We start from the raw sequence: 10697 nt of genomic DNA, 5'->3' as shown, positions 1-10697 counted from the left end.
GGTGCAGTCCAGTGCACTCAACCCCGCTCAACCCGCGTCTGGTTGAGTGCACTGGACTTCACCGTAATCCTTCCGAAAATCGCCCTGTCCCTCGTTATCCTAGTTTGAAACCGGCGATCGGTTATTTCGAGGCTTGGCGCAGGGGCGCGGGACATGAGACGACGCGAGCTCATTGCAGCACTCTGCGGCGAAGTCTGGCGGGCGAATTTGTCGACTGAAAGCAAGGAGCAAAGCGCATGAGGGACCTGGCTGGACAGACCGCATTCGTGACAGGCGCCGCCTCGGGGATCGGACTGGGGATCGCGACCGCGTTGTCACAGGCAGGCGTGAAGGTCATGCTCTGCGATATCGAGGAAGAGGCGCTGAAGAAAGCGGTCGCGGACCTGAAGACACGGACCAATGTCGATGTCGATGGCGTGAAAGCTGACGTCTCGCTCAAAGGCGAACTTCAGGCGGCAGCGGACGCGACCGTCGCGCGATATGGCAAGATCCACATATTGGTCAACAATGCGGGCGTGGGCGGCGGCGGCGTCTATCGTGATTGGACTGATGCAGGCTGGAACTGGGTGCTCGGCGTCAACCTGATGTCGGTGATTTGGGGTTTTGAGATTTTCGGTCCGCTGATCGAAGCGCACGGCGAAGGCGGGCAGATTGTTTCCACGGCGTCCGTCTCCGGACTGATTACCGGACCAAGTCCGGCGTACGATGTGAGCAAATATGGAGTGGTGGCGCTGTCCGAGGGGATGCGTAACGCGCTCGCGCCGAGGAAGATTGGGGTATCCGTTCTGTGTCCGGGCATCATCCGCACGCAGATCATGACCTCTCGGCGCAACGTGCCGCAGCGATTTGCTGGGGCCGTCGGCAAGCCTCCGCCGGCAGAAGGCCGCCGCGCCGAGTTCATCAAGGCATTGCAGGAACGGATCAACAACGGCATTGATCCGCTCTATGTCGGCGAACTGGTTCGCGAGGCCATCGAAAACGACTGGCCCTACATTTTCACTGATACCGAGCACGAACAATTCATCGACCAGCGCTTCGCAGCGATCAAGCAGGGCTTCGACCGTATACGCCGACGAACGCCGCGACGCTAACTCTCGCATCTGCTCACGGCCGCTTGTGGCCCATCGCTTCCTTTGACGCGGTGTCGCTGCATGTCGGCTCACAAGGGCAGACCGGAAGTTTGCAGCCGCGCGCCAGTTCGGCGGCTTGTGACCCATAAGAGACATGCAGCGAGTCGCTGTTGCGATCACCTCGTAGGCATAGGCAAACGGCCTTGCTTACTCCGGCAGCCCAGCTTTCCGGAGGCCATCTGTGAAAGTTTTCCCCCAAAAAAGAAAACGCGGACTCCAAGACTGCAGCGGGACACCGGCCCATCGAGCATGCCATTCAGACATGGTCCGGAAGGAAGCTTTGTCGTTCGCCAGATACCTCTGCATAGCTGCGTGCGCCTCGTCCTCTCGACCGGCGATCGCAAGCAGCACAGACCGCACCAATCCCGCGGCGAGAAGTTCGGGGGCAGAAGCTTCGGCCCGCTCAATCCATAGAAGCGCCTGTTCATTGTCCTGTAGCTGGCTGAATGCGATGGCCTTGGCGAAATACAATGATGGCTCTTGTGCGGGATTGTGCGGACTGAGCTGCATCGCCTTGTCGGCATAGGCAATGGCCTTTTCTGGCTCACCAATATACGTGTAGGCCAAAGGCAATCCATGCTGAATGCTGCTTGGGGCTAAAATCATGGCGCGCCGATAAGAATCGATCGCCTCCCGATAGCGCCCCGCCAGCAACAACGCATCGCCTTTAGCGGTGTGAGCGTTGTGGTAATCCGGGTCGATTTTTACGGCTAAGGAAGCCAGTTCGTCAGCGCGGCGAACATCAGTTGGATCGGGCACCCCAGAGAGGCTCGCGCGTAGGGCGAACTTAAATGTCAGGAACGACAGCGCGCGAACGTTGTTCGGGTCGATATCGAGCGCTTGTTCGCACAAGCGAAAGCCAGAATCGCGTTCCGGCGTCCAAATCGTTTGGATAAGTGCAGCTGAGCAGCGCCAAGCAAGGTCTTCCGCATTGGGATTGGCAGCGCGAGCTTTTGCCCTGCGGGCTCTCTCTTCAGTTAGCTTGAGACCAACGGCTAACGCGATACGCGTGACGATGGCATCTTGCATTTGCAACAGGTCGAAGCGGTTCTCGTCAAACTGATCAGCCCATAGATGCGCATCGCTCTCGGTTTCGATAAGCTGGGCATGCACACGCAGCCGGTCGCCACTCGGCTGAACGCTGCCTTCTAGGGCATAGCGCACGCCGAGATCCTTCCCCATCTGCCGCACGTTGATTGGCTTGCCTTTGTAAGTAAACGCGGTTGACCGGGAGATGACGAAGCTATTCCGAAAACGCGAGAGCCCGGTGGTCAATTCGTCGCTGATGACGTCCGCTAGATAATCCTGACTTGCATCGCCGGACAGGTTGGCAAAGGGCAGTACGACGACGGAGAAGACGTCCGAGGCATTTACCCGCTTGTCCGGCATCTCTGACATGTCAGGGGCGCGGCCGAGGCGAAAGTATAATGCTACGCTAGCAGCGCCGGCGATCAGTAGCACTGCGGCGCCAATCGCCGTGAGGCGCGTGCTCCACCTGTTGCGACGCTCAGCCGCTGGCGCATTGCGCGGCTGTCGCGTTGGTTTGTGTGGCCGCATCGCCTCGTCAAGAGCAACTTGGAAAACCCGCACCGGCCGTGCGATGTTCTTCAGCTGCCGTTCGCCTTTATCCTCAAAAATGACGTCGAGCTTGCCCCGAACCTGTCGCTGCGCATCATCGGAGATGCAAATGCCACCAGGGCTCGCCAATCCCTCCAGACGCGCCGCCACATTCACTCCGTCGCCGAAGATGTCACCTCGATCGAAAATGATGTCGCCGACATTAATGCCTATGCGGAACTCGATACGCTTGTCATGTAATACCTCAGCATTGCGGTCGGCCATTCCGCGCTGGATATCAAGAGCGCAGCGCACTGCATCCACTACGCTGCTAAATTCCGCTAGCATCCCGTCCCCGGTGTTCTTGACGATCCGGCCACGGTGTTCGGCAATCTTGGGATCGACGAGCGCGCGCAGATGGGCCTGAAGGTGGACGTGTGTGCCCTCTTCGTCCATACCTGTCAGTCGACTGTAGCCAGCCACATCCGCTGCCAGTATGGCAGCAAGCCGGCGTTCGATACGGTCCTGGCCCGACCTAGCCATTGCGCTGATCTCCAGCCTCCTTATACACCTAAATGCGGCGTGGATGGACCCGCCGGTACGTCTCCTCGGTGAGCCAGCACTGCCAAAGGTGTGATTGCGAGATGTCCGGTTCTGGCCCGAATGCGAAGTCCGGACCGGCTTTCGTGTTGTCCGGTTATCGGGATAGACCGGAAACGGTTGGCCGGGCGCCCGACCGACGCGAATGACCCGACTGAGACATTAGCGCAATACGGCTTGATATTCGCAAGGAACGGATCATGTCCATGCGCAGAGCCGCCGCCGTCATCGGCACCGCCATCTTCTTCGTGTTCGTTCCCTGCGTGCTCGCCGGGGTGGTCCCGTGGTGGATTTCGCGCTGGGAATTTCTGCCGCCATTCTTCGATCTGCAAGCGACACGCGCTGTCGGGACACTGTTGGTCGTCGCGGGTTTACCTGGGCTTGTTGACTCGTTTGCGCGCTTTGCGCTGCAGGGGCTCGGCACGCCGGCGCCGATCGCCCCGCCCCAACACCTCGTTGTTACCGGCCTCTATCGCTACGTGCGCAATCCCATGTACGTTGCCGTCGTCGCCGTCATTCTGGGCCAAGCGATCCTGTTCGGCGACTCGCGTCTCATGACTTACGGCGGGCTCATGTGGCTCGCCTTCCACGCCTTTGTCCTGACGTACGAGGAGCCGGTGCTTGCTCAGAAGTTTGGGGCCCAGTACGAGGATTTTCGGGCCAACGTTCCGCGGTGGATTCCGCGGCTGTCTCCATGGCGCACCGCATAAGGCCGCCAGCCCAATGGCGGAGAGGGGGCGAGCGGGGACCGGACCGAAGCACTCTGAATTTGGTAGTTCGGCGCAAACCCTGAGGTGACCACACTACCACGGCTCAGTCTGTACAAGGCTCGCTTGCTGCGGTGCACGAGTCTGGCTCTGGCCCGAAGCTGCCCCGCCCGAACGCGGAGCAAGGGTCCGCTTACAAGGCGAGGACGGACAATTGCTGGCGTGGCTGCGGTCGTCCGCCTGTGCCCCAAAGGCGACATTGCATCCTTTCAGGCAGCCGCGAGCACTGGCGATGAAATTCGCCAGCGCGGTGCTCGTACCTGCGGGTGGCCGCTATCTCGGTCGTTCTATGAGACCCGCTTTATGCCGGGCGGCTGCCATGTCCCATCGCCCGGGGGCAGGATCGAAGGTGACTCCGTCTTCGGCCAGTACAGCCGCATCACGAGATAGATCGTGTCGTCGGGCGCCGGCAGCCAATTCGACTCCTTGTCCGCGCCCGGCGACTTGTTCTGGATGTACAGCGTCAGCGATCCATCCGCGTTCTTTTTCATATCCGGCAGCATCGGCGAGTTAATCAGATAGCGGTTGATCGGGTTTTCGATCAGAAGCTGCGACTTGCCATCATACATCGTCAGCGACCAGAAAGCGTTGACCGGCGGCTGCTGGCCCGGCGGAAATGTCAGGGTGTAGTTGTGCTTACTGCCGTCGAGTGTCTGGTTGTCGCTATCAATGCGCGTGAGCGGATAGGTCGCTTCCGCAGGGTCATTGCCGTAAATTCCGGCCTTAGCCGCCGCGGCGCGCTTCAGCCAGTCACCATTATAGTGGGCACTGTCGCCCGGAAGACCGCTAACCCGCCAGCCGTTGATCGCTGTACCGGCGTTAGCAACGGCCTCATCGACCTTCTTCTCACCTTCCTTCATGCCGAGGCCGACTTCGAGCTTCTGCTCCAGCGGGAGGTCCTTGAAGTTGAAGGTCTTGCCGGGTCCGACGCCGATCTTCGCAAGTGCTGCGCGTATCTCCTTCTCGTTCTCCTGCGGCGGAGCGAACTGCAATGCGAAGTCGAGATACTCGAAGAAGTTCGTCTTCACGAGTTCCTTGTCGATCTTCGGAAAATCGATGCCTGGTCCGGCGGCCGTCGTGGCCGGCTGCTTCAGATAGGCAGAAAGCGTCTGCACCTTGTAGCCAGCCTGAACCTGCTTGACGCCGTTGAGATCATCCGCGTTGAAAAGCTGGGTGCGATATCCCGCGACCGAAAACTGGGTGCTCGACCGGAACACCTTCTTGATACCGGGCGGGGTCGCGCCTCTCCAGTCCGGTCCAACAACCATGTAATCACCAGCCTCGTTCCCCGTGGCACGGCTGCCGATGTAGCCGTAGTTATAGGTATTGCCGTCGCAGAGCATGACCGAGTAGTAACGCTTCGGTTCTACCGCCGGGACCGAAAGGACGACGGGCTCTGTCCGCAAGTCCATCCACACGAACGAATAGGGCGTGTCGCTGTTCGGCGTAGGAATTGCCGTGTCTTTGTAGGTGAAGACGTTGGGCTCATTCTTGATCTGATTGAAGGGGGCCTTGAACTGCCCCGAATTGCGATCGACGGCGTACTCGTACATGACGCCGTAGTTCATCACTATCGGCAGGCCATAAATGAAACCTGCCTCAGCAATGTCCTTTGCCTTGAAAAACCCTGGGCGGTCGGTGCTCGTCTGTGCGTATGTCGGGACGGACTTTGCCGTTGAAGCCGTAATTGCGGCCAAGGCGGCTGAACGAAGAAGATCACGTTTCGTCAACATTTGAACGCTCCTTCCGGTCTATGGCTTGGCTCAAGTGAGGGTTGGCACGACAAACCTACGCTCGCCCCGCGCGAGGGTCTATGCAAAAACCCGTCAGGTTGCATGTCCGTTGTTGGCCCGTTTCGGACATGCCCCGTCGCGCTGACGATGTCCGTTGACAGGACAACAGCAGACCTTGGGAGTCCAAGCGCTGGGCGTGAGGAAACGCTGATAGCGGCTTGCCTGTGTCCATCGTTGGCGGGCGCATGCCTCTAGGTTGATTTAGATCAACACCCACTCTCCGGAATTTGGGCGACCTGCAAGAGGGCGGGAGACCGGGAGTTTGAGATATGGGTGAACGTTCGGAATCGATGGTCAGCCGTCGAGACGCTCTTGCTCTTTGTGGATACGCAGCCGTGTTCGGGCTCGTGGCCTCGCCTGCAATTCTAACGGTGTCAGATGCTGGCGCTCAGACCTCAACCGCACCGACCACGCCCGCAGCGCCTTCCACTGAGACACCGCAGTCGGGTACGGAGCGGCGTCAGGAACGACGCACGGGGCGCACCGAACGGCGTCAGGATCGACGGACAGGGCGAACAGAACGGCGTCAGGAGCGACGGACGGGTCGCACGGAGCGGCGCGAAGAGCGGCATGACGGTGCTGCCGAAGAGAAAAAGTAGCCGCGCGTCCACCAGCATGTCCCAAGAAACCAATTGGGAGCAAGAACATGAAAAGTTCAACGGTGCTCGGCGCGGCCCTCGGTGCAGCGATGTTGTGCTTGGCGCCCGTGTCGTTTCACTGGTCACCAGAAGGGACTGTCTCTATCTCCGTCGACAAAGCTGACGCTCGTGTCGGTCGTCCGCTCACACCTGGCAGCGTTGCGGGGGTTAATAGGCGAGTGCATCGGCGCGCGTATCGGCGCGGGTACTATGGAGCTGCTGTAGGCGCAGCTGCCGTCGGAGCAGCGGCCACGGGAGCGTACTACAATCGCCGGCAATGCGGTTATTATCCATATCCGCCGTGCTATTGAGCGCGGCGTCGTTTGCGGGTCACGACCTTTGGCATCAGCACTGCCGAGACGCTTGACGCGCGTTGGACGTCGCCGATGCAATTGGCGTCATAGCCGATGCATTGCCGCGCACCATCGGTAGGCGTTGCAGTGCGCGCCTGCGTCGGCATGATCAACCGAAGTGGGTGCCGCATAGTTGAAAGATGCGGTCGCCTCAATTGCGTCAAGGGACTCAGCTATTGATTCGCTCGGTAGTCCAGCGTTCGTCGGCTTGTCCAGCAATCCCCTTAGAACTCACACCTGGATCGGCCAACGATGGGGGTGCAAGGGCGCTTGGTCCCCATCCCGGCGCCCTTGTGCTAGAGGCCTAAGCCCCGCGCCAGACGCGCAACACGCCTTCGCGGAAGCCGCCGACGAAATGATCGGACGTATCCGATGGCAGAATCTGGCTGAGATCATCAAACGAGCCGCTCACCATGGTCGCAAGCTCATGTGCTGAAGCATGCTCCGCCCATCGGCGCCCCAGCTCCAAACCCCGTCGGCGATCTTCCTCTGCGTCCATCGTCTCGGCTATCTCGCGCGTTAGCCCGCCCTGACGAAGTTGCTGACCGCGCCGGGCCTTCTACGTTCTCGCCAAGCTTAGGAAGCTTGGGGGCTGGAAAGATCGGCGAGGCGTATCGTAGAGAAGCACAATCCCGGTGCGTGGCTAGTGCACTTTGTGCCAATGCGAAGAGGGAGACCGGCATCCGTCGTTTCTATTGGCTGCCTCCAAGGGTACGCCCAAGTCGTTCCAGTTCTAGCGTGACGCAGAATAGCGCGAACAACGACGCCACGAGTTGCAGCCCGCGACGGAACATGAGCCAGAGATCGGCGCCTTGATGGATCTCGGGCAAATGTCTGAAGAACACGACGCCGAACAGTGAGCCACCGAAAATGAAAGCAAGGCGCCCCAGAAACAGAAACAGGTGGCTCAGGATCGGATTCGAGCGCTGAGGGGGAAGCGGAACGCATCGAAGGCGATACCAATAGGCGACTTGCATCGCAACGATCATGATTGGCGCTGCAAGATTGTCAGACCGTTCGAAAGGTAGCTGCTCACCGGGATAGGTCACCAAGTGCCTAAATTCGGGCAGACCGTCCAAGATTATAAAGAGCGCTCCTGTCAGTTGACCCAAGAGAAGAAGCAAATAGAGGGCTCTCGATTTCAAGTTCGTCATGCCAAACAGCCGTGAAAGCTTACCGTCAGCGCGGTTGTGCACGTAGGCGTCCTGTATTGGGCCTGGTGACGGCCCGCCGCGCTAAATTGGCACAAACTGCATAGCGCAAAGTCACATAGCTGCATCGCGGCTTCCCCTGATTGTGTCGACTTCCAAACAAGTGTGATCTTCGTCTCATCGCCATCGGTCACGACCGGGACACTGATGCGCGCAAGGGGACAACGTGCCTACAGCTGAACAATGCCGCGCTTATGCCGCCGAGTACAAACTACGTGCCGCTGATCCGAGGAATTCCGCCCGTCGAGCGACCGTGCTGACGAACATCTCACGGAGCTGGGCAGCGCTTGGGAGCCAGCTTGAGAACCTTGCAGAGATCGCGAGGTCGGAAGGCAAGTGAGATCGCCTTGCGTCAGAGTGGGCTGGCCGGCGAGTCTCCATCCGCACTTGGCGGCTGTCTCTTCGTGAGCGGCTTCTTGAATGCTTTGCGCATCGCCGTCTCGTCCGCGATGAATTCCGAGATCTGATGCTGCTCGGCCTTTGTCAGGCCGCGTCAGCTTGTTGGCGATCATGGCCCTCTCATCGAAGCTTGCGTCGCGAGCCGGGTGGGCCACCGTCCAAGCGATCAATGCCAGCTGGCGCTCGGTGGGACGTCGCTGCCGTGATCGCGAGCTTATGGTTGCTGACCTTTCTGCGGTCATTGGTCTCCCCAGCTAGGGCGTAGACCCTTCTAGTCGCGCAGTTTTTGCCGAATTCCGCTGTTGGTTCGGCCAAGCTGGCACGAACTGCATAGACGCCTTTGGGCGTCACTCGCTACGATCAAGCCTATGGGTGGCGAGTTTCTCTTTCGTATCGCAGTCATTGTTGTCGGCATGCTGCCGGTGGCGCTGCTCGCCTTCGCGCTTTTTAAAATGTGATTCACGACGTTCATTGATCTGGCTCAATGGCGCAGATGCCTATCGAGCGGCCTCCTCATTCGAGGGAGGCGCGTCATGACCCGCCGTCGGCACTGGATTTACCAATCACTGGTCTGGGCGTCAGCCGCCTTTGGTCTCGTGGTGATCGTATCCATGATGTTGTGAATCCGAATTGCAACCTCCGGAATAAAGCGTAAGATTCAACTGATTTGCGAAATGTTGGAGGGCAGCGTGGCAGCGCCAGACCTCGTTTTCAAAGTCACCATCTTCGGACTCGGCGTTCTTTCAGCATCCTTCGCCTACATGCTGGTGCTGGGCTAGGCGTCTTTTCCAGTACCGCAGCTAAGCGACGTGATTTCCCCGTCAGCAATGAAGCTCAGGGCTGACGGTTATCGTCGGCGTGTTCGTAAACTGCCGTGGATGTCGGTAAGCCTTATGTGGCGCGAGACACTGGCCCGGTCCGGGCCGCCAACGAGCAGATTCTTTTTTGCAAGCTTTGATGTGGATCAGTGCAGCTACAAGCATGCGAAACGAGCGTATCGCGTCAGGTTCCTGTACAGAGGAGAAAGTCGATGACGTACGTAAGTAAGGCTGCCCTTGCTGCTTCCGCCTTCGCGTGTGCGGCAATGTTCTCCCTCGGCTGGTCTGAGCAAGGCGGGGTTTCGCTCTCAATTGAGAGCGCTCAGGCGCGGGTCGGTCGTCCGCTGACCCCCGTGAGCGTTGCGGGTGTTGCGCGTCGCCATAATCGGCGAGCTATGTACGGATACGGGTATGGCGCGGGTGTCGCAGGCGCCGCCGCGGTCGGCACGGCTACCGCTGTCGCCGCTTCCTCAGATTGGGGATCGGGCAACAACAATTGGGGCAACGCTTACGCGGCCCAGACTGATCCTCACTTTGGGCAACCGCTCTACCCTCACAGAGCCTACTATGGACATAGTCCTTACTACGGTTACGCCGGATGGGACGACTATTCGACGCGCAACAGCCTTAAGTGCCACCCGGGAGGCACCATCAAACTCGATGACGGCCAGATGTACTACTGCCAGTAGGAGTTAATGGCAGTTGCGCAATACGGGCAATGAGACAGTCGGCCTCGTCAAGCAAACGGCCCCGGACCATGCCGGGGCCGAGGTTTGCGGAGTTGATGGTCCTGCCAGCGTTGATGCGCAAGGTGGCAAGTCGTTCGCGTCTCTGGCTTGGCTGAGTTGATCCGGACATCGCCAAGGGGCGCGACTGAGGAGGAGAGAATGAAACGCGTCGTGCTAACCACGATCATTCTCGTCTTTGGGACAGATGGGGCTCGCGCCGGGCCCCAGGCCGCCCAGTGTTCGTCCTTCTACATCTCGGAAATCACTCTCGTATCGACGGCCAACGGCGAGGCCGGGCACGTTCAGACCTTTGTGGGGTTCGGCCCCTCCAAGGAAGAGGCAGAGAAGAGCGCCCTGGGATGGTGCTCGCATATCAGGTTCGATCTTGAGACCTGTTTGAATTCGGATCGCCTGACCGCTCGCAACTCTCCGTCAGACGGAGATGGCGCCGCACTTCATCTCAAGTACATGAAGGCAGTTGCGCGCATTACCGGCTGCAGTTAGCGCGCGTTCGCGAGCGATCGAACGCGCTTGATCTATATCAAGCAGCTCGTGGCCATCTTGCAGCATGCGTGAGACAACGTCGTAGAGCTTGCCCAGGGCAACGTTGCGGGCACGGGAGCGACCAGCATGCCGCTGTTGGCATATCTCTGGAAGGTCGGAGCGACGTTGCTCTTACTGCTCTTTGTCGCGGATTATTGTG

Annotated in this window: 7 protein-coding genes; 3 read left to right on the top strand and 4 right to left on the bottom strand. The window is 59.4% G+C overall.

Features of this window, described 5'->3' with window-relative positions; translation table 11 throughout:
• Positions 1 to 236 precede the first annotated feature (236 nt).
• Entirely contained in the window at positions 237 to 1091 is an 855-nt protein-coding gene (locus FXB40_RS17435) for an SDR family NAD(P)-dependent oxidoreductase (protein WP_148773409.1), read from the top strand.
• 186 nt (positions 1092 to 1277) lie between these two features.
• On the opposite strand, the gene FXB40_RS17430 is transcribed toward FXB40_RS17435, so the two are convergent.
• On the bottom strand, positions 1278 to 3230 hold the full coding sequence (locus FXB40_RS17430) for an adenylate/guanylate cyclase domain-containing protein (protein WP_148773408.1): 1953 nt from the start codon (positions 3228 to 3230) through the stop codon (positions 1278 to 1280).
• A 263-nt stretch (positions 3231 to 3493) separates the two neighbouring features.
• Between FXB40_RS17430 and FXB40_RS17425 the strand changes: the two genes are divergently transcribed.
• Complete coding sequence (locus FXB40_RS17425; protein WP_187436943.1) at positions 3494 to 3997, top strand: methyltransferase family protein; 504 nt, start codon at positions 3494 to 3496, stop codon at positions 3995 to 3997.
• 344 nt (positions 3998 to 4341) lie between these two features.
• On the opposite strand, the gene FXB40_RS17420 is transcribed toward FXB40_RS17425, so the two are convergent.
• The 3 genes from FXB40_RS17420 to FXB40_RS47945 all read right to left on the bottom strand — a co-directional run bounded on the left by FXB40_RS17420 (position 4342) and on the right by FXB40_RS47945 (position 8933).
• On the bottom strand, positions 4342 to 5787 hold the full coding sequence (locus FXB40_RS17420) for a DUF1254 domain-containing protein (RefSeq protein ID WP_148773406.1): 1446 nt from the start codon (positions 5785 to 5787) through the stop codon (positions 4342 to 4344).
• Positions 5788 to 7530: 1743 nt separating this feature from the next.
• Positions 7531 to 8034 carry a hypothetical protein gene (locus FXB40_RS17410; RefSeq protein ID WP_246207665.1) on the bottom strand — a complete coding sequence of 168 codons (504 nt, stop codon included), beginning with the start codon at positions 8032 to 8034 and terminating at the stop codon, positions 7531 to 7533.
• Positions 8035 to 8795: 761 nt separating this feature from the next.
• On the bottom strand, positions 8796 to 8933 hold the full coding sequence (locus FXB40_RS47945) for a hypothetical protein (RefSeq protein ID WP_187436942.1): 138 nt from the start codon (positions 8931 to 8933) through the stop codon (positions 8796 to 8798).
• 1220 nt (positions 8934 to 10153) lie between these two features.
• Between FXB40_RS47945 and FXB40_RS17400 the strand changes: the two genes are divergently transcribed.
• A complete protein-coding gene (locus tag FXB40_RS17400; protein WP_148773404.1) occupies positions 10154 to 10498 on the top strand; it encodes a hypothetical protein in 345 nt (114 codons plus the stop codon).
• Positions 10499 to 10697 lie beyond the last annotated feature (199 nt).

It is taken from the genome of Bradyrhizobium rifense, assembly GCF_008123425.1.
GTDB classification, from domain to species: Bacteria; Pseudomonadota; Alphaproteobacteria; order Rhizobiales; family Xanthobacteraceae; genus Bradyrhizobium; species Bradyrhizobium rifense.
Note: the sequence above shows the minus strand (reverse complement) of the source record. Positions and strands in the feature narration are given on the sequence as shown.

Excerpts from the sequence above, each read along its gene's own strand:
- FXB40_RS17400 (WP_148773404.1), top strand. The coding sequence starts at position 10,154 with ATGAAACGCGTCGTGCTAACCACGATCATTCTCGTCTTTGGGACAGAT.
- FXB40_RS17430 (WP_148773408.1), bottom strand. The coding sequence starts at position 3,230 with ATGGCTAGGTCGGGCCAGGACCGTATCGAACGCCGGCTTGCTGCCATA.
- FXB40_RS17435 (WP_148773409.1), top strand. The coding sequence starts at position 237 with ATGAGGGACCTGGCTGGACAGACCGCATTCGTGACAGGCGCCGCCTCG.
- FXB40_RS17420 (WP_148773406.1), bottom strand. The coding sequence starts at position 5,787 with ATGTTGACGAAACGTGATCTTCTTCGTTCAGCCGCCTTGGCCGCAATT.
- FXB40_RS17425 (WP_187436943.1), top strand. The coding sequence starts at position 3,494 with ATGCGCAGAGCCGCCGCCGTCATCGGCACCGCCATCTTCTTCGTGTTC.